The organism is Collinsella sp. AF28-5AC (assembly GCF_003457875.1).
Taxonomy (GTDB): Bacteria; Actinomycetota; Coriobacteriia; order Coriobacteriales; family Coriobacteriaceae; genus Collinsella.
The window spans coordinates 81,432-103,804 of record NZ_QRTA01000002.1; the positions used below are offsets into that span (position 1 = coordinate 81,432).

25 protein-coding genes are annotated in these 22,373 nt (G+C 57.7%); 19 read left to right on the forward strand and 6 right to left on the reverse strand.

The window, feature by feature from the left end:
• Positions 1–118: 118 nt before the first annotated feature.
• Positions 119–1,204 carry a hypothetical protein gene (locus DWZ01_RS02285; protein ID WP_117847903.1) on the forward strand — a complete coding sequence of 362 codons (1,086 nt, stop codon included), beginning with the start codon at positions 119–121 and terminating at the stop codon, positions 1,202–1,204.
• Between the two features lie 113 nt (positions 1,205–1,317).
• Here DWZ01_RS02285 and DWZ01_RS02290 read toward each other — a convergent pair whose 3' ends face one another.
• A complete protein-coding gene (locus tag DWZ01_RS02290) occupies positions 1,318–1,554 on the reverse strand; it encodes a helix-turn-helix transcriptional regulator (RefSeq protein ID WP_117847904.1) in 237 nt (78 codons plus the stop codon).
• 9 nt (positions 1,555–1,563) lie between these two features.
• Entirely contained in the window at positions 1,564–2,202 is a 639-nt protein-coding gene (locus DWZ01_RS02295) for a DUF2975 domain-containing protein (RefSeq protein ID WP_158556977.1), read from the reverse strand.
• A 703-nt stretch (positions 2,203–2,905) separates the two neighbouring features.
• Here DWZ01_RS02295 and DWZ01_RS02300 point away from each other — a divergent pair.
• From DWZ01_RS02300 to nagA, 8 genes are all read left to right on the forward strand, one after another.
• On the forward strand, positions 2,906–3,349 hold the full coding sequence (locus DWZ01_RS02300; protein ID WP_035137680.1) for a PTS sugar transporter subunit IIA: 444 nt from the start codon (positions 2,906–2,908) through the stop codon (positions 3,347–3,349).
• Positions 3,349–3,630, forward strand: a complete 282-nt coding sequence (yajC, locus tag DWZ01_RS02305; RefSeq protein ID WP_022094612.1) for a preprotein translocase subunit YajC — start codon at positions 3,349–3,351, stop codon at positions 3,628–3,630. The genes DWZ01_RS02300 and yajC overlap by 1 nt, the downstream gene beginning before the upstream one ends.
• Before the next feature lie 36 nt (positions 3,631–3,666).
• Entirely contained in the window at positions 3,667–4,149 is a 483-nt protein-coding gene (agaV, locus tag DWZ01_RS02310; protein ID WP_022094611.1) for a PTS N-acetylgalactosamine transporter subunit IIB, read from the forward strand.
• A 90-nt stretch (positions 4,150–4,239) separates the two neighbouring features.
• Positions 4,240–5,040 (forward strand): PTS sugar transporter subunit IIC, encoded by an 801-nt coding sequence (locus tag DWZ01_RS02315; protein WP_022094610.1) that lies wholly within the window; start codon positions 4,240–4,242, stop codon positions 5,038–5,040.
• Positions 5,030–6,112, forward strand: coding sequence for a PTS system mannose/fructose/sorbose family transporter subunit IID (locus DWZ01_RS02320; protein ID WP_055251210.1), 1,083 nt, complete (start codon positions 5,030–5,032; stop codon positions 6,110–6,112). Before DWZ01_RS02315 ends, DWZ01_RS02320 begins: the two co-directional genes overlap by 11 nt.
• Positions 6,113–6,297: 185 nt before the next feature.
• Positions 6,298–7,029: a GntR family transcriptional regulator gene (locus tag DWZ01_RS02325; protein ID WP_022094608.1), complete on the forward strand. Its 732-nt coding sequence runs from the start codon at positions 6,298–6,300 to the stop codon at positions 7,027–7,029.
• A 114-nt stretch (positions 7,030–7,143) separates the two neighbouring features.
• Positions 7,144–8,310 (forward strand): SIS domain-containing protein, encoded by a 1,167-nt coding sequence (locus DWZ01_RS02330; RefSeq protein WP_117847908.1) that lies wholly within the window; start codon positions 7,144–7,146, stop codon positions 8,308–8,310.
• Between the two features lie 117 nt (positions 8,311–8,427).
• On the forward strand, positions 8,428–9,597 hold the full coding sequence (gene nagA / locus DWZ01_RS02335; RefSeq protein ID WP_117847910.1) for an N-acetylglucosamine-6-phosphate deacetylase: 1,170 nt from the start codon (positions 8,428–8,430) through the stop codon (positions 9,595–9,597).
• 75 nt (positions 9,598–9,672) lie between these two features.
• Here the strand turns inward: nagA and DWZ01_RS02340 are convergent, their stop codons facing one another.
• Positions 9,673–10,257: a flavodoxin domain-containing protein gene (locus tag DWZ01_RS02340; protein WP_225093927.1), complete on the reverse strand. Its 585-nt coding sequence runs from the start codon at positions 10,255–10,257 to the stop codon at positions 9,673–9,675.
• Between the two features lie 156 nt (positions 10,258–10,413).
• Between DWZ01_RS02340 and DWZ01_RS02345 the strand changes: the two genes are divergently transcribed.
• The 4 genes from DWZ01_RS02345 to xerC all read left to right on the forward strand — a co-directional run bounded on the left by DWZ01_RS02345 (position 10,414) and on the right by xerC (position 14,719).
• Complete coding sequence (locus tag DWZ01_RS02345; protein WP_117847913.1) at positions 10,414–11,295, forward strand: aldose 1-epimerase family protein; 882 nt, start codon at positions 10,414–10,416, stop codon at positions 11,293–11,295.
• Between the two features lie 59 nt (positions 11,296–11,354).
• Positions 11,355–12,290, forward strand: a complete 936-nt coding sequence (locus DWZ01_RS02350) for a hexose kinase (protein ID WP_117648435.1) — start codon at positions 11,355–11,357, stop codon at positions 12,288–12,290.
• Between the two features lie 197 nt (positions 12,291–12,487).
• A complete protein-coding gene (locus tag DWZ01_RS02360) occupies positions 12,488–12,961 on the forward strand; it encodes a YhcH/YjgK/YiaL family protein (protein ID WP_089572396.1) in 474 nt (157 codons plus the stop codon).
• A 480-nt stretch (positions 12,962–13,441) separates the two neighbouring features.
• A complete protein-coding gene (xerC, locus tag DWZ01_RS02365; RefSeq protein ID WP_199412365.1) occupies positions 13,442–14,719 on the forward strand; it encodes a tyrosine recombinase XerC in 1,278 nt (425 codons plus the stop codon).
• A gap of 32 nt (positions 14,720–14,751) precedes the next feature.
• Here the strand turns inward: xerC and DWZ01_RS02370 are convergent, their stop codons facing one another.
• Positions 14,752–15,480 carry a hypothetical protein gene (locus tag DWZ01_RS02370; RefSeq protein ID WP_147332610.1) on the reverse strand — a complete coding sequence of 243 codons (729 nt, stop codon included), beginning with the start codon at positions 15,478–15,480 and terminating at the stop codon, positions 14,752–14,754.
• Positions 15,481–15,764: 284 nt separating this feature from the next.
• Here DWZ01_RS02370 and DWZ01_RS02375 point away from each other — a divergent pair, with 284 nt between their 5' ends.
• From DWZ01_RS02375 to DWZ01_RS02395, 5 genes are all read left to right on the forward strand, one after another.
• On the forward strand, positions 15,765–16,022 hold the full coding sequence (locus DWZ01_RS02375; RefSeq protein WP_117847918.1) for a helix-turn-helix domain-containing protein: 258 nt from the start codon (positions 15,765–15,767) through the stop codon (positions 16,020–16,022).
• Complete coding sequence (locus DWZ01_RS02380; RefSeq protein WP_147332611.1) at positions 16,010–16,876, forward strand: DnaB-like helicase C-terminal domain-containing protein; 867 nt, start codon at positions 16,010–16,012, stop codon at positions 16,874–16,876. The genes DWZ01_RS02375 and DWZ01_RS02380 overlap by 13 nt, the downstream gene beginning before the upstream one ends.
• A gap of 334 nt (positions 16,877–17,210) precedes the next feature.
• Positions 17,211–17,540 carry a plasmid mobilization relaxosome protein MobC gene (mobC, locus tag DWZ01_RS02385; RefSeq protein WP_199412366.1) on the forward strand — a complete coding sequence of 110 codons (330 nt, stop codon included), beginning with the start codon at positions 17,211–17,213 and terminating at the stop codon, positions 17,538–17,540.
• A gap of 9 nt (positions 17,541–17,549) precedes the next feature.
• Complete coding sequence (locus DWZ01_RS02390; protein ID WP_147332612.1) at positions 17,550–19,454, forward strand: type IV secretory system conjugative DNA transfer family protein; 1,905 nt, start codon at positions 17,550–17,552, stop codon at positions 19,452–19,454.
• Positions 19,455–19,480: 26 nt separating this feature from the next.
• Positions 19,481–20,416 (forward strand): relaxase/mobilization nuclease domain-containing protein, encoded by a 936-nt coding sequence (locus tag DWZ01_RS02395; RefSeq protein ID WP_158556979.1) that lies wholly within the window; start codon positions 19,481–19,483, stop codon positions 20,414–20,416.
• Positions 20,417–20,859: 443 nt separating this feature from the next.
• Here DWZ01_RS02395 and DWZ01_RS10680 read toward each other — a convergent pair whose 3' ends face one another.
• Both DWZ01_RS10680 and DWZ01_RS10765 read right to left on the reverse strand, forming a co-directional pair.
• Positions 20,860–21,462, reverse strand: coding sequence for a hypothetical protein (locus tag DWZ01_RS10680; RefSeq protein WP_158556980.1), 603 nt, complete (start codon positions 21,460–21,462; stop codon positions 20,860–20,862).
• 4 nt (positions 21,463–21,466) lie between these two features.
• On the reverse strand, positions 21,467–21,952 hold the full coding sequence (locus tag DWZ01_RS10765; RefSeq protein ID WP_199412367.1) for a DUF2958 domain-containing protein: 486 nt from the start codon (positions 21,950–21,952) through the stop codon (positions 21,467–21,469).
• A gap of 152 nt (positions 21,953–22,104) precedes the next feature.
• Here DWZ01_RS10765 and DWZ01_RS02415 point away from each other — a divergent pair, with 152 nt between their 5' ends.
• Positions 22,105–22,335: a hypothetical protein gene (locus tag DWZ01_RS02415; RefSeq protein WP_117847931.1), complete on the forward strand. Its 231-nt coding sequence runs from the start codon at positions 22,105–22,107 to the stop codon at positions 22,333–22,335.
• Positions 22,336–22,373: the final 38 nt, after the last annotated feature.

Below are 22,373 nucleotides of genomic sequence, written 5' to 3' on the forward strand. Positions count from 1 at the left end.
CACTGCAAACGCCTAAATAGTACTTAAGTGTTTGCGTATAACCTGAGAATCAATACGCCCGGCGCTCCGTCGGGCGTATTCTATTGAGGACTATGTTTCCTAACAAGGAGTAACTGATATGGGTCTGATTCAAAAGAAGGACGAGAAGGACGAGATCGACGGCATCCAGATCATCGAGCGCGGCGAAGGCCCCGACGGTGATGAGGACAAGAAGATCGACCTGGTCGCCGGCACGTCTGCCGAACATATTGCCGCCGGCACGACCGCCGAGGAGGAGGACGCTCGCCTGGAGGCAAAGATCGCCGCGGACGCTGCCGACGAGAACCTCATGCCCGAGGAGCAGGACGAGGACGACGACTCCGATGGCGGCGATCATGCATCCAAGCACAAGAAGACGATGATTGCCGCCTTTGTGGTCGCTATCGTGATCGCTGCTGTGGTCGGCTTCTTTATCGGCAACGGTGGTTTTGGCAGCAAGGGCGTCGGCTCGGCGACCCTCACCGAGGACCAGCTCGATTCGACCGTGGCAAGCTACAGCTACAACGGCAAGAAGAGCGACATCACCGCGCGCGAGGCCATCGAGAGCCAGTACAGCCTCGACACCGTCAAGGATGGCGATGGCAACTACACCGCTCCCTCTGCCGACGTCATCCTGTCCTACGTGCGCAACAAGATTCTGCTCGATGCTGCCGAGGAAGAGGGCATCACCGTCTCTTCTAAGGAGATGAAGAAGTACGCCGAGGATTCCATCGGCACCTCCGACTACAAGACCATGGCCACGCAGTATGGCGTGTCCAAGGACCAGGCCAAGCAGATCGTCCGCCAGTCCGCGACGCTGCAGAAGCTCTACAAGAAGAAGGTGGGCGATAGCTCCGCAAGCATGCCGACCGCCCCGACCGAGCCTGCTGACGGCAACGAGGAGACCGCGAGCAAGGACTACGCCGATTACATCATCAAACTTGCCGGCGACGAGTGGGATAGCGAAAAGGGCACCTGGAAGGACGCCGATAGCACCTACGCTAAGGCCTTCGCTGACGATGCCTTTACGGCTGATAGCGCTACCTACAAGCAGGCCATGACCGCCTATTACACCGCCTACCAGCAGTACTCTTCGCAGGCTTCGAGCGCCAGCTCCAAGTGGACCGAGTATGCTAACGGCCTGTATGCCAAGGCCAACATCAGCATCTATGGTCTGTTTGCATAAAGATCTGTCTGAGCCGCCGAGCGCGTAACCGAAATATCTGAATAAGCCCGCTAGAACGGATGTTGTTCTAGCGGGCTATTTGCGTTTAGGCGCTGGTGGCTAAATTATGCCTATCAATCTTTACGTCCAAAAAGGTTATCGGCTTCATCGTCAGGCATATATTCCAGTACATCGCCCGGTTGGCAGTCGAGTGCCCGACATATCGCGTCAAGAGTTGAAAAACGTATGGCAGAAACCTTGCCCGTCTTAATGCGTGACATATTGACCTGGGAGATGCCCACGCGTTCCGCAAGCTCTTTGGATGAGATCTTGCGTTCGGCGAGCATGCGGTCAAGCCGCAGAATAATCATGGATTCCTCCTAGAGCAACTCGTCATCTTGTTTTTGCAGGATATACCCGTAGCGGAAGATGCTGGCAATCAGGCAAATAATCAGGCCTGCAAAGAGCATGGAGGGCTCGAATAACTGGCCGGCGAACGCATCCGTAAAGCTGCCGCCAAATCCTAAGAGTATCATTCCCGTGATTACGGCACCAAGAAGCCTCACGGCAACGCCGCCGATAAGGAATAAATGTCCTACTCGACGAAGTGTCTGGTTACATTCAAGGTCAAAGGGCCTGCCTTCCTTTTCAATGTTGAAGAAAAGCCTGCGCACGCTTATCGCGATGGTAAGCGCGAGGCATGTTATCAAGAGGCTCCCTATGGCAGTGTGGCCATCGTGTGCGACGAGCATAAGTGGGGCCTGCGCATCGGTACCGACAATAGCCAGGCACGGCCCTTCGCCGGCTTGAAGTTCTACGGATTGGAGGCACGACCCTTGGGAGAGGCCGGGCAATATAAGTAGAAGGTCAATCGCAATGACTGCGAGGAGTCCCAGAGCGAGCGCTGTGGTAATGCAGATTGTGGCCCATTTGCAGATGCGAGCGAGCTTCCTCAGTTTGGCTATCGTCTGTTCGCGGCTGATGGTTTCATTCGATATAGATGCGTTTCGGTGGACCATAACCTCTCCAATCGGCGTTTTGGATGATACTTGTATCATATCAAAATTAACGATAAACGATAAATAATTACGTATACTGAGTAAGTAATGATTGAAAACGATTAGCGTGAGCTATTAGCTCATTTTGGATGCCGGAGTTTGGCGTTCGGGGGATGAGGACAAATGCCAAAAACTTCCCGTGATCGCGCAAGCGCTCCATCGCGCTTCCCTAATTCATCTGGGAAAACAACTGCAAACGATTGCAAGTAACCGGTGAACGGTCGAAAACTACCGTTCACCGATAATCTCAAAACTGGTTCTAACTGGTATTAAGTCAAAAAGACCAATTCACATATCTTCACAATGACCTGCAATTTTTCTTCACGCTATTTTTAGCCGCCCTGCGTTGTTTAGACACAGGAAAAGATCCGATCTTTTGCCAAAGCATTTCGAAACGGTTTCAAAACCGCAGGTAGAAGTGTTAACGACCGGTAAACGGTCGATTTATCACCGTGAGCGGTGCAAAAACGTTTTACCGTATGAATCAAGGAAAGCGACCTCTTCTGGGGTGATATAGTGACAACAACACGTCACGTGGTTACTACCAGTTTAGAAACCACTGGTCTTCAAAGAACGCTTTCCAAGAAGCTTTAAGGGCGAGCGCCCGCTGGCTTCCGAAAATCATCGGACTCAGATTGTACACACCTTCGGAAGGGAAATTTGAATGGTTGGCTTTATTCTTACCGGTCATGGACAGTTCGCACCCGGCCTTGCAAGCGCTATCGCGATGGTTGCCGGCGACCAGCCTGCTTTTACCGTCGTTCCTTTTGAGGGCGACCAGGCCGCATCCTACGGTGAGGATCTCCGCGCCGCTATTACCGCCATGCGCGAGGAGTGCGATGGCGTGCTCGTCTTTACCGACCTGCTTGGCGGCACCCCGTTCAACCAGTCGATGATGATTGCCCAGGATGTCGACAACGTCGAGGTTCTGACTGGCACCAACCTTCCCATGGTTATTGAGCTTCTGTTCCTCCGAGGCAATGCCACGCTCGCCGAGCTTGGCGAGCAGGCCGTGACCGTTGGACAGACGGGCGTCACCGCCCAGACGGTCGCATCCGTTGCCGGCTCCGAGGAAGAGGATATCTTCGGCGACGAGGACGGCATCTAATGGCCGATTTCGGAGCCAACGTCCTGAGCTCCTCGGTCGCCCTTTTAGGCCTGCTTGTCATCATGGGCTTGATTTACACCATCTGGTCGCAAATCAACATGAAGAAGAAGCAGAAGTACTTCAAGGAGCTGCACACCGAGCTCAAGCCGGGTCAAGAGGTTCTTTTCGCCGGCGGTATCTACGGAACCGTCAAAGGCATCGAAGGCGAGAAGGTCCAGATCAAAGTCCGATCCGGAGCCGTCGTAGATGTTTCGCGTTACGCGATTCAGGAGATCAAGTAACTGTCGCCAGCAAATAACGAAAGGAAGCTGATCAACATGGCAGAACCCAACATTCTTCTTACCCGCATCGATAACCGACTGGTTCATGGTCAGGTTGCCACCCAGTGGAACTCCACCCTGGGCTCCAACCTCATCCTCGTCGCCAACGACGACGTGGCGTCCAACACCATGCGCCAGAACCTCATGAAGATGGCCGCTCCCGCCGGCGTCGCTACGCGTTTCTTCTCTCTGCAGAAGACCATCGACGTCATTGGCAAGGCGAGCCCGCGCCAGAAGATCTTCATCGTGGCCGAAACACCGGAAGACGTGCTTACGCTCGTCAAGGGCGGTGTGCCTATAAAGAAGGTAAACATCGGCAACATGCACATGTCGGAAGGAAAGCGCCAAGTCGCCACCTCCGTCGCAGTTAACGACGAGGATGTCGCTGCGTTTAAAGAGCTGCAGGAATTGGGGGTGGAGTTGGAGATCAGGCGCGTTCCGAGCACGCCTGTTGAGGACACGAGCAAGCTCTTCTCGTAATCCTCGTGATCCACGTTGTCAGGAGTGAAACCCTGACGTTCTGTACGTGAAATCCAAAGTGCGTACATACATTTTGAAAGGAGGAGCAAGATGGAATACTCGATCATCCAGATCGCTCTGGTCTTCGTCGTCACGTTCATCGCGGCAATCGACCAGTTTGACTTCCTCGAGTCTCTCTATCAGCCCATCGTCACCGGCGCCGTCATCGGTCTTATCCTTGGCGACCTTAACACCGGTCTTCTCGTGGGTGGTACCTATCAGCTCATGACGATCGGCAACATGCCGATCGGAGGCGCTCAGCCGCCTAACGCCGTCATCGGCGGCATCATGGCAGCCATTCTCGCTATCGCCACGGGCCTCGAGCCCAACGCGGCAGTCGGCCTCGCCATTCCGTTCGCTCTGCTTGGCCAGCTTGGCGTTACCCTGGTCTTCACGCTTATGTCCCCGCTTATGTCCACGGCCGATAACATGGCTCACAACGCGGACACCAAGGGCATCGAGCGCCTGAACTACTTCGCCATGGCTCTGCTCGGCCTGATCTTCGCTGTCGTCGTCACCCTGTTCTTCATCGCTGGCGCTACCATCGGTCAGACCATCGCTTCTGCCATCCCGACTTGGCTGCAGACCGGTCTCTCCGCTGCAGGCGGCATGATGCGCTTCGTCGGCTTCGCCGTCCTGCTCAAGGTTATGATGAACCGCGATATGTGGGGCTTCTTCCTCATGGGCTTTGGCCTCGCGCTCATCACCGTTGCCAACGATTCGCTGGCAACCCCTGCTCTGCTCATCCTCGCTCTCATCGGCTTCGGCATCGCTTTCTGGGACTTCCAGCAGCAGACCGAGCTGAAGGGTGCAGCTGTTTCTGACGGAGGTGACTTCGAAGATGGCATCTAATGAGTATGTGATCCCGGAGCACTACGAGGATCTCACTCCTGCTCCGCAGCTCGACCAGAAGACCCTCAACAAGATGGCTTGGCGCTCCTGCTTCCTGCAGGCATCGTTCAACTACGAGCGCATGCAGGCCGCTGGCTGGCTTTACTCCATCATCCCCGGTCTGGAGAAGATCCACACCAACAAGAACGACCTCGCGGCTTCCATGAGCCACAACCTGGAGTTCTTCAACACCCACCCGTTCCTTGTCACCTTTGTTATGGGCATCGTGCTTTCGCTCGAGCAGAACAAGGTTGACATCCCCACGATCCGCGCCGTCCGCGTCGCCGCAATGGGCCCGCTCGGTGGTATCGGTGACGCCCTGTTCTGGCTGACGCTCGTGCCTATCACGGCCGGCATCACCTCCAACATGGCCATCAACGGCAACGCCGCTGCACCGATCATCTTCCTGGTGATCTTCAACGTCGTCCAGTTCGCTCTGCGCTTCTGGCTCATGAACTGGTCCTACAAGCTTGGCACCAGCGCTATTGACGCTCTGACCGCCAACATGCAGGCCTTCACGCGTGCCGCTTCCATCATGGGCGTCTTCGTCGTCGGTTGCCTGGTCGTCACCATGGGTGGCACCCAGATCAACCTCCAGATCCCCAACGGCACCACCCGTGGTCTCTCCGCTACTACCGTGATCGTCTCCGAGAAGGAGGCCGAGAACTTCACCGGTATGGAGGGCATCGATACCGAGACCGCTGAGGCCGGTACCATCGCCATGACCGATAAGGACGGCAACGCCCTTACCGCTTCCGATGCCGACGGCAACGCTGTCGAGTGCGGCGTCACCGATCTGGGTAACGGCATGGAGTCCGTGACCTACGGCACCGTTACCGAGGATCCGGTCAACTTCTCTGTTGCCGACACCCTCAACACCATCGTCCCGAAGCTCGTCCCGCTTATGCTTACGCTGCTGCTTTACTACATGTTCGCTAAGCACAGCTGGACCCCGACCAAGGGCATTCTCCTGCTCTTCGTCCTTGGCATCCTGGGCGCTGGCCCGCTTGGTCTCTGGCCGAGCATCTGGTAAGGCTCTAGCTTGAGGGGTGTGTCCCTACGCGGCTCACACCCCGACCCCTTAAGCCATGTGTATGTTAAAAGCCGCGTGCTCGAAAGAGCGCGCGGCTTTTGTTTTCTTAATGATTCGGGTGTGGCAGACAGATAATGCATAACACCCTAGGTAGTTAGCCGAATTCGAGCAAAAGGGAGGATAGGATGGCGATCGGAGCGCGTAAGCAACCGCTGTACGATCAGCTGGTCGATATTCTGACCGAAAAGATTGACCATGAATATCGCGCCGGTGACATGATTCCTTCCGAGCGCGAACTTTCGGAGCGCTATGGTCTCTCGCGCACTACGGTACGCCTGGCTCTGCAGGAACTGGAGCGTTTAGGACTGGTGGTTCGGCAGCACGGTCGCGGTACCTTTGTGACCGACCGTTCGGCAAAAGCAACCAATCTTATGCAGTCCTACAGCTTTACCGAGCAGATGCGCGCGATGGGTCGAGAACCCGAGACCACGATTCTCGAGTTTTGCGAGATGGAGGCCGATAAGAATCTGGCCGAGCATATGGGATTGCGCATCGGTGATCGCATTTTTAAGCTCAAGCGTCTTCGCTCTGCCGACAACATGCCCATGATGGTCGAACGCAGCTATCTACCGGTTCGTCAATTTCTGTCCCTAAAGCGACCGCTGCTGGAGCGTAAGCCGCTTTACGATGTGATTGAGCAGGACTTTCAGCAAAAGATTCGCGTGGCCGAAGAGGAGTTCTATGCGAGCATAGCCCGTCCCACCGATGCCCACCTTTTGGGAATTGTCGAGGGCTCGCCTGTGCTCGATTTGGTCAGGACTACGTATAACGAGTCAAACGAGGTAGTGGAGTACACACTTTCGGTTGCTCGTGCCGATCAGTTTAAATACAAGGTTTACCACCAGCGCAGTAACTAGTGCTCGCATCGTTTCCATATGGTGATTCTTTGCATTTAACTGGTTACTACCAGATAACCAACCGAAGTGTATAATTGCACGTCAGAGGATTACTTCTAGAGAGAGGTATTAGAAATGTTCGAGAAGAGTGTCGAGGAGCTCACCGAGCTCGGCGCCCAGATCACCACGGCCGAGATTGCTCAGCAGCCCGAGCTTTGGCGTGATACGCTCAACATCTATCGCGAGAACAAGGAGGCCATCGAGGCCTTCCTGGCCGAGGCTCGCGCTATGGGCGAGGGTCGTCTGTCCGTTGTCTTCACCGGTGCCGGTACGTCCGACTACGTTGGCGATACCTGCGCCCCGTACCTGCGTCACGCTGGCAACACTGATCTCTACGACTTTAAGCCCATCGCCACGACCGACATCGTGAGCGCCCCGCGCGACTTCCTGCGCGCCGAGGATCCCACGCTCGTGGTTTCCTTTGCCCGCTCTGGCAACAGCCCCGAGAGCCTTGCCGCCGTTGCCGTTGCCAAGGAGCTCGTCCGCAACGTCAAGTTCCTCAACATCACCTGCGCTCCCGAGGGCAAGCTTGCCGTCGAGTCTGCCGATGATCCCAATGCGCTGACGCTGCTCATTCCGCGCGCCAACGACAAGGGCTTCGCCATGACCGGTTCTTATTCCTGCATGACCCTGCTCTCCACCCTTATTTTCGACACTGCCTCTGACGAGCAGAAGGCCGAGTGGGTCGAGACGATTGCCAAGATGGGCGAGGAGGTCATCTCCCGTGAGCCCGAGATCGCCGATTACCTGGCTGGCGATTTCAACCGCGTGACCTACTTGGGTTCTGGCTCCTTCGGTGGCCTTGCTCAGGAGAGCCAGCTCAAGATCCTCGAGCTCGCTCACGGTCTGGTCGCTACTTCCTACGACACCTCCATGGGCTATCGTCACGGACCTAAGTCCTTCGTCGACGATAAGACGCTCGTCTTCGTGTTCGTCAACAACGACGCCTACACCCGTCAGTACGACATCGACATCCTCAACGAGATCGGTGGCGACGAGATCGCTCAGCACACCATCGCCGTTCAGCAGGAAGGTGCCACCGTCTATGAGGGTGAGTCCTTCACCTTTAAGGGCTACGAGGCACTTCCCGAGGGTTACCTTGCTCTGCCGTTCGTGATGTTTGCCCAGGCTATCAGCCTGCTCAACTCCGTCCGCGTGGGCAACACGCCCGATACGCCGAGCCCCACCGGCACGGTCAACCGCGTGGTTAAGGGCGTGACGATTCACCCCTTCACCGCTTAATCGCGTCCCCCTGTAAGGGCGCCCGTCCGCTCATAACGGCGGGCGGGCGCTTTTTGTTTTACGTGAGCTGGGTATAAGCATTACCACAGTCAACTGCTTTAGAAGCGAGGAGTGCATATGAGCACGTACGCAATTAAGGCTGACAAGTTCTTCTTGCCGGCAGGCCCGCAACTGGGCGGCTATCTTATGGTCGAGGATGGCGTTTTTGGCGCCTGGCAGGCCGACGAGCCCTCTTGCGAGATTAAGGACTACACGGGATCGTGGATCGCACCGGGTATGGTCGATACTCACATCCATGGCTTCTACAACCACTCAACTACCGATAACGATCCCGAGGGCATCGATATCAGCTCAACCGAGCTCGCCCGTCGCGGTACCACCAGCTGGCTGCCCACGACGTTCACCGATGGCGTCGAACAGATCAAGGACGCCTGCGCTGCTATCGCCAAGGCGGACGAGGGCCGCGGCCCCGACTTCTGCGGTGCCCGCATTCAGGGCATCTACCTGGAGGGCCCCTTCTTTACCATGAAGCACGTGGGCGCGCAGAACCCCGCTTACCTGATTGACCCCTCCGAGGAGGTTTTCGACCAGTGGCAGGAGGCTGCGGGCGGTCGCATCGTTAAGAGCGCCATGGCCGCCGAGCGCGACGGTGCCGCTGCTTATGCGGCTGCTCTGAACGCCAAGGGCGTGGTGACCAGCATCGGTCACTCCGACGCCACCTACGATGAGTGCATCGCCGCTATCAATGCCGGTGCCAGCTGCTTTACGCATACCTATAACGGCCAGCGCGGTCTGCATCACCGTGAGCCCGGTGTCGTGGGTGCTGCCATGTCCACGCCCGAGACCTACGCCGAGATCATCTGTGACGGCAAGCACGTAAACCCTGCCGCCATCAAGGCACTGCTGCAGGCAAAGGGCTGGCAGCACACGGTGCTCATCACCGACTGCCTGGGCTGCGGCGGCATGCCCGAGGGCAGCTACACCAGTGGTGGCATGGACGTCATCATGAAGGACAACCTGTGCTGGCTCGCCGACGGCAAAAGCATTGCCGGCTCGGTGCTCACGCTTGCCCAGGGCGTCAAGAACATTGTCGATTGGGGCATCGCCAGCGCTGATATCGCCATTCGCATGGCAACCGAGGTGCCGGCTCGCTCTGCGCACATCGAGGATAAGTGCGGCAGCATCATGCCGGGTCGCGACGCCGACTTTGTCGTGTTCGACCATGAGCTCACCCTCGTCGAGACGTATGTTGGCGGCCAGAGCGTCGGCAACGCCTTTACCGATTAACGATAGAAAAAGACGGCGGGCCCGAATCTGCTCGGACCCGCCGTATGGGTTAAACGCTCAAAAGCACCTTAACAGTTACAGCTTGTTAACGATCTTCTTTGCCGTGCGCTTGACGCCGGCCACAAGACCCCCCGCGGGATGCTCCTTTTCGTATGCTAGACGCTTCTCGCGCTTGGCGTACTCTTCGACGATGATGTCGCCATACTCGTCTTCGATCTTGTCGAAGAAGTCGACGGCGCCCTTAATTTCCTCAGCGGTCGGGTGTCCCTTCTGGACGCCGCCGGTGAGTTTGAACGGCCCCCACGTATCAAAGCCGGGACAGCCGTAGACGCCCATAAAGATGGCCTGCCTCATGCGGCAGATGCCATCGATATCCTTGCCGTACCACTTGTTTTTGCCACCGTAGGTCATAAGGCCAAACACCTTGTCCTGCGGCTGCAGCACGTTCGTGAGCACGCGTGCCATGTCCTTGTCGATCTCGGAGTAATAGATGCCCGTGGCGACACCGATCAGATGGTATTCGTGCAGGTCGGGGTACTCGTTTTTACCGAGTGACTTCACGTCGAGGGTATCGATCTCGGGGTGCGCCTCGACGATGGCGTCCACGAGCTTTTTCGTATTGCCGTGGTGGTGTGAGGCATAAAGGATGATGGTTCGCATAAGAAGGCCTTTCAGCTGTAATTGCATCAATGTCTGTATGGTACCCCGTTGCATGGCTGGGAAACCGGACGCATCGATGAACGTGCGGGTTTGTCCTTTGGTCAGGGCCGAGACGGGTTCTTGCGAGCAAAAAGCAGTTGTTCGAAAGGATGGACAATGGAATACGCTCTCTCCAACGATTCGATTTCTATCAAGGTCTCCACGGCCGGTGGTTCGTTTACCTCGATTGAGGCTGGAGGTCGCGAGTACTTGTGGCAGGGCGATCCCGCCGTGTGGTCCGGCCAGGCACCGATTTGCTTCCCGATTTGCGGAGGTTTGCGCGATAACAGCGCCATGACGTTTGCCGGACATCATGTGAAGCTCGCCCGCCATGGGTTTGCGCGCAAACAGGAGTGGAAGCTGCTGAGCCAGAGCGAGAACGAGCTGGCGATGTGCCTGGCTTCGGAGGATAACGCCGCGCTGCTGAGCGATTATCCGTATCCGTTTAAGCTTGTCGCCCGCTATACGCTCGAGGACGCCGCCGTGCGCGTCTCCTATGAGGTTACCAACGAGGGCACCGAGGACATGCCTTTCTTTATCGGTGGACACCCCGGCTTTAGGTGCCCGCTCGATGAGGGCGAGGCCTATACGGACTACGAGTTGCGTTTTGAGAAAGACGAGGCTGCTGAGCTTTGCGCTGCCGTCCCCTCGACTGGCTTGATTGACGTGACCAACCGCTCCAAGAACCCCATGGTGGGAAAGACGCTGCCTCTGTCACATGAGCTCTTCGATTTTGCGGAGACCATCTTTGACGTGCTCGAGAGCCGTCAGGTCACGCTTTCCAAAAAGGGCGAGGACAAGGGTGTTCGCCTGAGCTTTGAGGGCTTCCCGTACCTCATTGTGTGGAGCAAGCCCGAGGGTGATTTTGTGGCAGTTGAGCCCTGGGGCGGTCTTTCGACCTGCTCCGATGAGGACGACGTGCTTGAGCACAAGCGCGGCTGCCTTATCGCCAAGCCCAAAGAAACCATCGTGCGCTCGTTCACAATCGAGATTCTGTAGTCGCATGTAGCCAATTCGTTTTGCAAGGCACAAGGAGCCTGCGAGATAAGGAGCTAAAAATGATCCTCACCGTTACGATGAACCCGTCCGTCGATACACGCTATCAGCTCGATGAGCTCATTATCGACGACGTTAACCGTGTGACGCCCGAAAAGACCGCCGGCGGCAAGGGTCTCAACGTGGCCCGTGTACTGGGTCAGCTGGGCGACGACGTTGTGGCAACCGGTCTACTCGGCGGCCACATGGGCGCCTACATGGCCGAGCTCATGGATGCCAACGGCATTAAGAATGATTTTGTACCCATCAAGGGCGAGACTCGCATTTGCCTTAACATCCTCCACGCCGGCAACCAGACCGAGCTACTCGAGAGCGGCCCGACGATTGCCCCCGAGGAGCTCGATGCCTTTACCGCCAAGTTCGCCGAGCTTGCGAGCAAGGCCGCTGTCGTTACCATCTCGGGTTCGCTGCCCCGTGGTGTCGAGGCGGGCTACTACGCCAAGATCACGGGTATTGCCGAGAACGCCGGCGCCAAGGTGCTGCTCGATACCTCGGGTGCTTCGCTCGAGGCCGCCCTTAAGTCCGAAATTAAGCCCGAGCTGGTCAAGCCTAACCTGACCGAGATTAACGGCCTTCTGGGCACGAGCTTTACCACCGACGATGTGGACGAGCTCCGCGCCGCGCTCGCCTCTGATGCCCGCTTCTCCGATATCCCCTGGGTCGTCGTGTCCATGGGCGCTGCCGGCTCCGTGGGCTTCCATAATGGCCGTGCATTCCGCGCCAAGACCCCCGATATCCCCGCCGTTAACGCTACGGGCTCTGGCGATTCGACCATTGCCGGCTTCGCGCATGCGATTGCTGCTGGCGCGGATGACGAGACGGTGCTGCGTACCGCCAACACCTGCGGCAAGCTCAATGCCATGGATCCCATGACCGGCCATCTGGTCATGGACCGTTGGGACGAGGTCTACAACGGCGTTGTCGTGACCGAGCTGTAAAAGCCTGGGCGTCGGCCCCGGCATTGCTTGCTAGCTCATGTCGACGACAAGTGCGGTAGCATTATGCTGGGGCGCGACGCCGAGTTTGTCGTGTTCAATCCCGACCTTACCCTGGTCGAGGCGTATGTGGGTGGCAACAGCATCGGTAACGCGTTTGCCGATTAGCCGCCAAAGAAGCGATCCGAGAGGGGATTTAGATGATTTACGGTGCATTGGGCGATATCGAGGAGTACCGCGGAATGCTCAAGGGCCTCGACGTGCTGATCGACTGGCTCGAGGAGAACGACCCGGCACAGCTCGAGGTCGGCAGCCATCCGATTTTGGGTGAGAAGGTCTTTGCGAACGTCATGTCTCCCACGACGCGTCCCGAGGCCGAGGCTCACTATGAGACGCATCAGCGCTATCACGACCTGCAGATCGACGTCGAGGGTCGCGAGGCCTTTAAGGTCGCCACGGGCAGCCTGACGCTGGTTCAGGAGTTTGACGAGAAGGACGACTACGATCTGGTCGATTCCGACGCTTCGATCGCCGGCGATCTTGCCGACGATAAGTTTGCACTGTTCGTTGCCGGCGAGCCTCACATGCCCACGCTCGAGTTCCCGGGCGATGGCGCACAGCCGGTCAAGAAGATTTGCTTTAAGCTGCTTGCAGATGCTTACTGGGAGGAGTAGCGAACTGCTCGGCTGAGCTGTTCGTGTTGCGAGCGTTATCCCTTGGGGGAGCTCGCTTGGGCCCCGCTGAACGCGGTTCCTTTGGGGATTGCGGTTGGCGGGGCTTTTGTTGAGTAGGAGAGTTTCCGGCGGCGTTGTGCTTGGATTGGCGGAAGCGCGCCCGAAATCAGCAACAAAAAAGCCGCCCGAAGGCGGCTATCTTGTGCAATGGAGCCAGCGACCGGGCTCGAACCGGTGACCCCCGCTTTACGAGTACGGGACTTTTGCATTTACCGAGATAAGACCAATTTCACTGAATTTAAAATAAATGCAGGTAAATATAGGTAAATAGCAAATACCGAGCTAGCTATTAGAATCGGATTTCCCACTCTTTTCACACTTAGTGAGACTTGAAAGTGTGAAAAGTTTCGATTAGGCTTGCTGGCAAAGCCTTTAAAGCTTTGCCAGCAAGCCTAATCGAAAATCTAACGAGGGATATGATTGCAGGGATTGATAAAAAAGACCGCTCGCGGCACATCGGAATGTATCGATAAGAGCAAAGGCGTCTATCGGATTTATTTCTCCCTGGGAAAAGACCCGGAGACAGGACGGTACCGCCGTAGTCCGTCACGCAGGGTTCACTGCAGAAGCAAGAACCCGAAAAACTGGCCGAGTGAAGTCACCAAGGCGCTGGAGGCCTATAGAGCTGAGCTTGAGGGCGCTTCCAACCGTGGCAATGGTCCTCTGGGCCTATCGGATTATGCGGACAGGTTTCACGCGAACAGGGAGTCGACCATGGGATCACCTCTTGCTTACGAGCGTGAAGGTTTGGACATTCGTCACATACGCGAGCTGTTCGGCAATCCCGATCTCACTCGGCTTAAATCGGATGACGTTCGCACTGCTTATGCCAAGGCTAGAAAAGAAGGCCGATTCAGCGAAAGTGAAATTCGCCGCATCCACATCAAGCTCAAACAGATAATGGAGGATGCCGTCGATAACGACCTTGTGGGCAAAAACCCTTGTAGGGGAGTGAAGCTGCCCAAGCAGAATGTCGAGGCTCGTAAGGCGCTGAGCGCCGATGAGGCGGCAAGGCTTCTTGCCGTCCTTTTGGAGGAGAAGCCATCTTCCTTTATCACATGCACAATGCTTCTGCTTCTCTGCGGTTTGAGGAAGGGGGAAGCCCTGGGTCTTTCATGGGAAGACTATGACCCTGAAGCCAGGACGCTAAGGGTAGTAAAGCAGTACACGAATGACAGGACGTTAAGGCCGCCTAAATCAAAGATGAGCAGGCGTAAGATCTCGGTTGGAAATGAACTTGCCGATTATCTGGACAGGTGGAAAGTCATTCAGCGGAGTGAGTTCGATTCCTTTGCAGTGGGGCAGACTGGAGAAACGCCCATTGTCCATTCCATTGGGGTCGTTGACGCCGCTAACGGCAAACGGGCTCTTGTGACCCGGATGGATGGACATAACTATTCAAGGGCGTTTAGGCTGTTTGCGGCGAAAAACGGCTTCGGTACTTTTGAGGAGAGCAGGGAAGTCATTGGGAGTGACGGCGTCAAACGTACCCGCTATACGGGTTATAGCGGGCTGAAGCCTCATGAGCTGAGACATACTCAAGCAACTTTGCTCGTTGGAGCCAATGCGGATATTAAGACGATACAAGCGCGTCTGGGCCATGCCAGCCCATCGACAACACTGTCTATCTATAGCCATTTCATCGAGGCAAACGACCAGAAGGCTGCTTCAGTACTGGACGATCTCCTAAAAAGTTAAAACGATAGGGCCCCAATTGGGGCCCTACCGTTTTAACGGATTCGATTGATTACGGCATTATACGGAGGTGTCATTTCGACCGACTGATAGTACGAAGCGTCGAGAAGGTTAAAGTAGCAAATAATCGGTGCGGCAAGATGTTCCTTCATGTTGAGGTACTTGCCGTTATCGTCCGCCACGAGCTTCACTTCATCTCGACGGACGTCTTTCATTTGCGGCCATAATTCGGTCGCTTTCTCGAGCTTATCGTTCTTGTCGTACTCGCCGTTATGGAAAAAGACGAAATGAGGGGCGCAGTATTCGGCTCCGCCGTGAATTTCGATAACGCTAACCTGGCTGCATGCCTTTGCAGCGCTTTCGGGTTCCAGGAGGACCCAATCGGAGGGGAAGACGGCAAAATCGTCACCAAGAAGATCTACTCGTCTCATGCCCATGGCGACCTCATCATCTTCGTACAGATTGGATAGATGTTCGTGGAGTGCGGAAAACTGCTCCTGTTGAAGCCGCTTTGATGCGACGGCCATATTCTCGGAACCGTCATGGCGTAGGCGACTCAGCTCATCGTCAATCGAAGAGATGCCTTGGACACAGGTCTTATCTAGAGAGCGCGCAACCTCGGGGTCAAGTCTCATGATGAGCTTAAAGACGAAATCGATTGCCTCGCCGGGGGTTCTAATAGAATCCGATTTCGTGTTGCGAAGGGAGTCGATTTCGTCAGCGGTTTGGACCTGAACAGTTGTTCCGACTTTAACCTTTTTCATCTTCATGCCTGATACTGGGAGACGTGGCATATTTCCTCCTGTCGTTTTTCATGATGTTAACGCAGGTAAGAAGGTATGTCCATGTTAGTTCAAAAGAAAAGCGAAGAAAGATTGAAAAAAGATTGAAAACTAAGAATTAAAAGCATTAAACTGATTTTCAAGTAAACGCCTGACCAGCCCGACGTTTGGAGTATTAACTTGGTCGCAATTTAATAGCCGCCCGCCCTTCCCATCAAAGTTTGCAGACCGAGGGGAGGGGCGAGCCAGCCAGAAAGGATTCTACCATGCCGGTTGAATCGAATGAGCCGTACGCTGCCGTACAGGCTTCACCTGCGGATTCTTTCAGTCCCAGCTTGGGCCATGAGCGCCTTTTGGGTATCGCGGAAGTGTGTAAGATAACCGGTCTCAGCCCGGTTACGGCGTCAAAGCTTATGAAGGAGAGCGGACGTGCCATCGCGCTCCATCGCCGCATCTATATTCTCGAATCGAGTTTCTTTTCTTACCTTCGTGAATTGGAGGTGAGCGAGCCGTGCAAGCTGTAGATTCGATGAGCATCGGGCTTGATGAAACCGCACTTGACATCTTGAGGAATAAGCCGCTCGGCCATATCGAACACCAAGGCCTAGATACGATTCTCGGCGGAATACGCCAGTACCTGTGCATTGTGCCCGGAGGGCCCGGTACCGGTAAAACCACATTCATGCACCAAATAGCCGACCGTTGGGCCATGGGGGGACACCCGGTTATCGTTTTCGAGGGCGAGCTCAGTCGTGCCAGCATGCTGGCGAAGAGCTTGACTCGTATTTCGGGCGGCGAACTCACCTATGATGATATGTATGGTGGCGATATGTCCGCGGACAAACGCGAGCTTTTTGACAAGATGGTCGAAGTTTATGCCGGCAGTATCGCCGACCGTATGTTTATAGTGTCCGGTGAAATCGAGAAAGACGGGATGCGCCAGCCCATCGAGAAAGTTGCAGCTAAATACGGCGAACCTCCGTTGGTGATTGTCGACTACGCTCAAATTGTCGCGCTTCCTCAAGATCTCCGAACTGTCGATGAACGTATTGGGCTCAAGCTTGTCGCTTCCGAGCTTCGCAGAATTGTGGACGAGACTCATTGCCCGCTCTTCGCTATATCCTCGATTAACCGGACGAACTACGACAAACAAACTACTGGTTTACAGGCAATTGGGGGGTGCAATATGTTCGAGTACTCTGCTGATATCGTTATGTCTCTATCGATTAAAGGAAATAGGACCGAAGAGCGGAACTCCAATATGATTTTAAAAAAACGCCCCGTGATTGCATCGGTTACGAAAAATCGATATGGCTCATGCGGTGTTGTGGAGTTCGAGTTTGATGCCCCAGCGGCAACATTTTGCGAGGTCAAATAATCATGGAACCCGGGCCCTGCATCGGTGGGTACCGGGTGCCCAGCCCATGCTTGTCTTCTGATGAGCTCGCTCGAGCCGAGAACAGAGACCTTCCATTGCTTTCGGCCGCGGAGCTCATCTGGGAACGGAAACGCCTGCTCGATGCTCTTGATGTCTACAGCGAGCAATGGCGTCCATACCGTTTACATCTCGGAACATTGCCAGGAGTTCCCTTTGATGTATGGGCGCGGGCAAGGATTGGGCGCATCGGCCAGTTGCTTCAAACAATGTCAACTAAATAAAGGAGACGGGGCCGCTGTGCCGGCCCCGTCCAGATTGGATGGTTATGACTTCCATGAATACGCACATCAACGTGCGAATGAATGAGGCGCAGCGTAAGGCGATCGAGGAGAAGGCGGCAGCCATGAATATGCCGGCGTCTTCCTTCATGCGCGACGCCGCCCTGCTCTGCGGCGAGAAGCCGGTAAGGGTCGCCGATACGGGGGAGCTTGCCGGCATCAGGACCGAGCTGAAGAAGATCGGCACGAATCTCAACCAGGCGGTCCGTGCCCTCAATACCTACGGCCCCGACCCGGTGGTCCTCAACAACCTCAACCGGGCGACTTCAATCGTCTCGACCGCGGTGGGCTGGGTCAACGACCTGCTCGCCCGCGCAAGGGGTTAGGTGATTCACGTGAAGCAGAAGCTGGTCATGGCGCTGGTTTTCGCGGCGCTGCTTACCGCGGGGTTTGCGCCTCTTGTCGCCATCCCCCTCGATTGCGTGGTCCTCGGACTTCCGATCGAGCTCAGCTCAATCGGATTCGCCCTGAGCGTGGATAGCATCATCTGGTGGTGGGCCAACGTGGCACCTCACTGCATCCCGGGCTGCCTTGCCTCGTTTGCCCTGTTCTTGTTGGTATTCATGCTCATGCAGCTATCGGCTTCCTCGAAGGAGCGGGCCGCCGATGGAGGCGTGCTCGGAGAGGCGCGGGTGAAATCGGGGCCTGAGACCATCCAAGGCTCGGAGATTTGGGATGGGCACGGACAGCCGAAAAACAGGGGATTCGTGTACGGTTTTGAGAAGACGTTGTTCGGCTCCAAGTATCTGTTCGAGCCGAGGCGACATATGTTTCTCGACGGCTCAACGGGCGCTGGAAAATCCAGGGCACTTCTGATTCCAACAATCGATCTGCTGACGTATGGGGCGGATGACGGGGAATCAAGCCCGCAGACCATCATCGTGTCTGACGTGAAGAGTGAACTCATCGAGTTAACGGGCGACGAGCTGGAGCGCCGCGGATACCGGGTGCTTCTGCTGGATGCTCAACATCCCGAAAGGAGCGACACGTTCAATCCCCTGGAGCTGGTCGATAGACTTGCGAACGGGGGAGATTTGTCGGAGGCGGAGCAGGCCGCGGACGCCGTCGCCCGTACGCTCGTCGTCGGGGAGAACGATGCGAAGGCGAACCACTGGACGGAATCCGCGCGATCGCTGCTCGCGGCGACGATCCTTCTGGTCGTACTGGACGAGGGCTGCTCACAGAGCTGCAAGCATCTTGCGACGGTCTATCACATCATATGCTCGGGGACGGAGGGGACCGGCGAAGACCCATGCGAGCCGCTGAAAGGCCTGTTCCGCTCCCTGCCACAGGAGCATCCGGCGCGCTCGCGTGCCTCGCAGTTCATCTCGAGTGGCGGTAACGAGCTGAGGAGCATCGTCTCCACGCTGAAGGTCAACCTGAGGATTTACGCTTCGGCGCCGATTGCCCGCATGACCTCAGGGGATGATATTGATCCGAGGAGAATCTTGAGCGAGAAGACCGCGCTGTTCCTCCATGTGATGGACGAGGGATCCCCCTACAACGCGATCGCGGCGGTCCTGTTCGAGCAGCTTTATGCCGCCGTATATTCCATCGCGGACGCAACTGGCGGAAAGCTGCCGAGGCCGGTGTCCATTCTCGGTGACGAATGGGGGAACCTGCCGAAGGTTGAGTGCCTGCCGAGCCTTCTAAGCCTTGGACGTTCGTATGGCCTATTCTGGATGGGTGCGGTTCAGAATATCTCTCAATTGAACAAGTACGGCGAGCGTGACGGACGGAAGAAGATCCTGGCAAACTGCGGCGTCAAGGTCGCCATGAAGCTGGGCGAGGCCGAGGATCGCCAGTATTTCACCGAGCTGGCCGGGAAGACGACGCGCCACACCATGGGAACCAGCTCGAGCAGGGGGCCCTCGGGCGGCACAGGGTCGACATCCTATAGCGAGCATGCCGACGACCTGATCCACACCTGGGAGTGGACGGAGATGTCCCCCGACAAGGACGGCGTCATCGTGGTGAAGACCGCGGAGAACGGTGTGGGCAGGGAACATGCGGGGTGCTTCCGGGCTCCCGTCTGCGATTGCACGCGGATGCCGACGAAAGGGCATTTCGATCTGGGCACGCGCGAGCATGAAACGGCCAAGAGAATGGAATACCAGGCCAGGCTGACATCAAGGCGAGCAGGTCGGGCGGACGGCGTCGATCTCTGGACTCCCGGATTCGAGGAAGAAGCCGCGGAGTCACCTGCCGCCGATGGATGGTCCGGCCTCTTCGTCGACTGACGGCGGCTTTTGAAGGGAGTTGGAAAATGACCGCAATCAAGCAGACGAGCGTCATGAGCAGGGAGCACCTCCAAAACCTCAAGCGGTATTTCGATTGGGATAGGGAGAAAGTGCTGGAGCACGATACCCAGCACATCATCAATGAGGACCGCTGGTTCGAGGAAATGGACGCTACCCGGGAGGCGGCCGGGCACAACCGGCCCGGGAAACAGGGCGCAAGGTGCACGTACATGCAGCATCAGGTGATCGGCTTCAACCCGGACGAGTGCTCCTGCAACGGCGGGCCGATGACGCCCTCGCGTTGCATGGAGTACGCGAGGGACTACATCGCCAAGCGCTATCCCAACCAGGAGATCGTGATCGTGCTGCATGAGGAGAGGTGCAGGTCGGATGGATCGGCCCGATTCGCCGCTCACCTCGCCATCAATAGGACGGACCTCGAGACGGGGCGACGCCTGAACGACGGGCCGGCGAGGGCGGCGGCGAAATCCCGTGTGAGAACGGTGAAGGACCTTGACGCAGAGTACGGTCTGAAGCAACTCGAAAGGGGCCTCTCGAACTCAAAGGTGCACGCGCGCCAGCCCGGTCGCGAGGAGCGCGAGATGGCAAAGAAGGGGCGATCCGACAAGTCCGAGAACGCAAGGGTCCGAGCGATTATCGCCCAGAGGGCGGAGGAGGTCGGGAGGCTCAAAAGCTGCCCCGACCGCTTCGGGGAGTTTGCAAGGCGGTTGGAATCCGATGGGATTGAGGTCGCCCGCTCCAAGCGGGGGGCGCTGCAATACCGCTATCACTCGGAGTCCCTCGGCAAGACGAGGAAGATCAACGGCGCGAGGCTCGGCTACGCCGTCAACCGCTCGACCGGGCGGATCATGAGGTTCACGGCAAGGGGGATCGACCTCGCCATGCGGGCCGCCTGGGAGCTTGCCCGCGAGAGCACAGATGACGGAAGAGGCCGGGACTGACTTCCATATCTGGGGTCCGTGCAACAGCTGGCAAAGCTGTTGCACGGTTCTGCGGGAGCGACTTCGGAGCGGTTCGCACATCCCGGCTTCTGCCGGGCAAGATATTCCGTTGCACGGAATACATATCTTGCATGTCCCGAGAAGCGTAGGCCGAACCGGCCGGAGTGCAACGGGGCAGGCGAGCGGAGGCGCAGTGATGGCGACCTAGGGGAGCCATCGAACGGAGCCGGAGCGAGAGCCGGCGGGCCGTGACACGGCGGTGCGATCGCGAGTTGAAGCCGAGTGATTGGCCTGCCGTTCACGGCCTGCCGGCGGTCGTCTGGGGTCCCAAGGGGACTTGTCCCTTTGGCGCGCAGGGGTCCGGGGATGGCGCGAGGCATCCCCGCGAAACGCCGCGGCGGGCACGCCGTCGCCGGCATGCCCGTGCGGGCGACGGCCCGGGGCTATTCCGCCCCGCCTTCGTAGACCGTCCGGCCCGTCTCGCAGTCGATGGTCTCGGCGTCCCCGAAACCGACCCGGACGGCCGCCCATCCGCCGGCGACCGCCAACGCGTCGGCCTCGGACCTCGCGGCGGCGATGAGTCGCTCGAGCTCGGCCGATCCGGCCGGCGCGGTCCCCACCTCGAACGCGCCGCCGTCGCCGCCCGACTCGTACTCGACGACGACCGTCGAGCCGAGAGCCTCCTCGAGGGTCTCGGGCAGGCCGCCCATGCCGTCGAGGGCGTGCCCGGCGACCGTGACAAGCGGGTAGCGGGCCATCCCGGACGCCGCCGAGCGGCCGGCCATGCGGAGCAAGCCGGCGGCCTCGAGCGCCCCGAGGAGCGCCGCGGGCACGTCGGCGTCGATGGCGATGTTGCCGCGCCCGCGGCACCACTCGGCCGCCGACGGCACGTTCGCCGTGAGCACGCCCCACCCGGCCATGTAGCCATCGGAGCGCGGGTCCGTGGCGTCGAGGAGGAGGACGGCCAGGCCGCCGCCCGCGTACTCCCCGGCCACGAGGGCGAGGCGGACCGCCTCGCCCATGGAGTCGAACTCGACCGTGACCATGTGTCTACCTCCTCCTGACGGCGCTGAGCGGCTTCGGGGAGAAGCGCTCGTCGCGCTCGACGGCGGCGAACCCCATCTGGCGGTTCAGCTCGGCCATCTCCTTGATGCTGAAGTAGCCGAGCTCGTCGTCGTAGCCCTCGACGAGGCCGAAAGCCTCGTCCGTGCCGTCGAACTCGAGCAGCCACCAGTCCCATCCGTTCACGCACGAGAAGTAGTGGACGTGGACGATGGGGTCCTCCGCCCCGTCCTGCCCATAGAGCCTCGGCACCGTCTTGGCGATTTCCTCGGTCATCAGCTGCTGCATGTCTTCCTCCGTTCCGGGCACCCTGCCCTCAACATCTCGCCCCTGCGGGCAAAGCCGAATGGCGACGCCGCGCGTCGTCGTCGGCTTTGCTCCCTGCAAAGCCGCACCGGAGCGAAGACGGGTCAAGGGAGGTCCATGACGACCTCCACCAACCGGAGCGGAGCGGAGGTTTGTGCGGGGTCTCATGGGCCCCCTTGACGCGGCGTAGCGGAGGTGCCACCCGGCCGCGGAGCCGTGGCCGCCGTCGGCGGATGCCGTAAAACGTAAAACGCTGTTTATGTTGGCCCGGACAGCACCTGCTATCATCGCCTTTCTCGCATAGAGAGGATTGTTTCGGCATGGAAGAACGTCATGTCACGACGGGGGACGGACCGAGCGAAGCCGCCCAGCGGCTCATGGACGGTATCGGGGTATTCTCCGAGATCGAGGATTATGGCAGAAGGATTGAAGTCCTCGCCGAGGCCATGTCGGTCGGGATCAGGATCGCGGACTACGAACTGCTCGCGGCATGCGGTGCGCTCCTCGCGGCGACGAGGAACCGGAGCGAGTGGACCGGAGCTTGGCTCTAGCCGACGTCACCCTCTGCGTTCCGCATGACGACCCAACC

Excerpts from the sequence above, each read along its gene's own strand:
- DWZ01_RS02285 (WP_117847903.1), top strand. The coding sequence starts at position 119 with ATGGGTCTGATTCAAAAGAAGGACGAGAAGGACGAGATCGACGGCATC.
- DWZ01_RS02290 (WP_117847904.1), bottom strand. The coding sequence starts at position 1,554 with ATGATTATTCTGCGGCTTGACCGCATGCTCGCCGAACGCAAGATCTCA.
- DWZ01_RS02295 (WP_158556977.1), bottom strand. The coding sequence starts at position 2,202 with ATGGTCCACCGAAACGCATCTATATCGAATGAAACCATCAGCCGCGAA.
- DWZ01_RS02300 (WP_035137680.1), top strand. The coding sequence starts at position 2,906 with ATGGTTGGCTTTATTCTTACCGGTCATGGACAGTTCGCACCCGGCCTT.
- yajC (WP_022094612.1), top strand. The coding sequence starts at position 3,349 with ATGGCCGATTTCGGAGCCAACGTCCTGAGCTCCTCGGTCGCCCTTTTA.
- agaV (WP_022094611.1), top strand. The coding sequence starts at position 3,667 with ATGGCAGAACCCAACATTCTTCTTACCCGCATCGATAACCGACTGGTT.
- DWZ01_RS02315 (WP_022094610.1), top strand. The coding sequence starts at position 4,240 with ATGGAATACTCGATCATCCAGATCGCTCTGGTCTTCGTCGTCACGTTC.
- DWZ01_RS02320 (WP_055251210.1), top strand. The coding sequence starts at position 5,030 with ATGGCATCTAATGAGTATGTGATCCCGGAGCACTACGAGGATCTCACT.
- DWZ01_RS02325 (WP_022094608.1), top strand. The coding sequence starts at position 6,298 with ATGGCGATCGGAGCGCGTAAGCAACCGCTGTACGATCAGCTGGTCGAT.
- DWZ01_RS02330 (WP_117847908.1), top strand. The coding sequence starts at position 7,144 with ATGTTCGAGAAGAGTGTCGAGGAGCTCACCGAGCTCGGCGCCCAGATC.
- nagA (WP_117847910.1), top strand. The coding sequence starts at position 8,428 with ATGAGCACGTACGCAATTAAGGCTGACAAGTTCTTCTTGCCGGCAGGC.
- DWZ01_RS02340 (WP_225093927.1), bottom strand. The coding sequence starts at position 10,257 with ATGCGAACCATCATCCTTTATGCCTCACACCACCACGGCAATACGAAA.
- DWZ01_RS02345 (WP_117847913.1), top strand. The coding sequence starts at position 10,414 with ATGGAATACGCTCTCTCCAACGATTCGATTTCTATCAAGGTCTCCACG.
- DWZ01_RS02350 (WP_117648435.1), top strand. The coding sequence starts at position 11,355 with ATGATCCTCACCGTTACGATGAACCCGTCCGTCGATACACGCTATCAG.
- DWZ01_RS02360 (WP_089572396.1), top strand. The coding sequence starts at position 12,488 with ATGATTTACGGTGCATTGGGCGATATCGAGGAGTACCGCGGAATGCTC.
- DWZ01_RS02370 (WP_147332610.1), bottom strand. The coding sequence starts at position 15,480 with ATGAAAAAGGTTAAAGTCGGAACAACTGTTCAGGTCCAAACCGCTGAC.
- DWZ01_RS02375 (WP_117847918.1), top strand. The coding sequence starts at position 15,765 with ATGCCGGTTGAATCGAATGAGCCGTACGCTGCCGTACAGGCTTCACCT.
- mobC (WP_199412366.1), top strand. The coding sequence starts at position 17,211 with ATGAATACGCACATCAACGTGCGAATGAATGAGGCGCAGCGTAAGGCG.
- DWZ01_RS02395 (WP_158556979.1), top strand. The coding sequence starts at position 19,481 with ATGACCGCAATCAAGCAGACGAGCGTCATGAGCAGGGAGCACCTCCAA.
- DWZ01_RS10680 (WP_158556980.1), bottom strand. The coding sequence starts at position 21,462 with ATGGTCACGGTCGAGTTCGACTCCATGGGCGAGGCGGTCCGCCTCGCC.
- DWZ01_RS10765 (WP_199412367.1), bottom strand. The coding sequence starts at position 21,952 with ATGAGACCCCGCACAAACCTCCGCTCCGCTCCGGTTGGTGGAGGTCGT.
- DWZ01_RS02415 (WP_117847931.1), top strand. The coding sequence starts at position 22,105 with ATGGAAGAACGTCATGTCACGACGGGGGACGGACCGAGCGAAGCCGCC.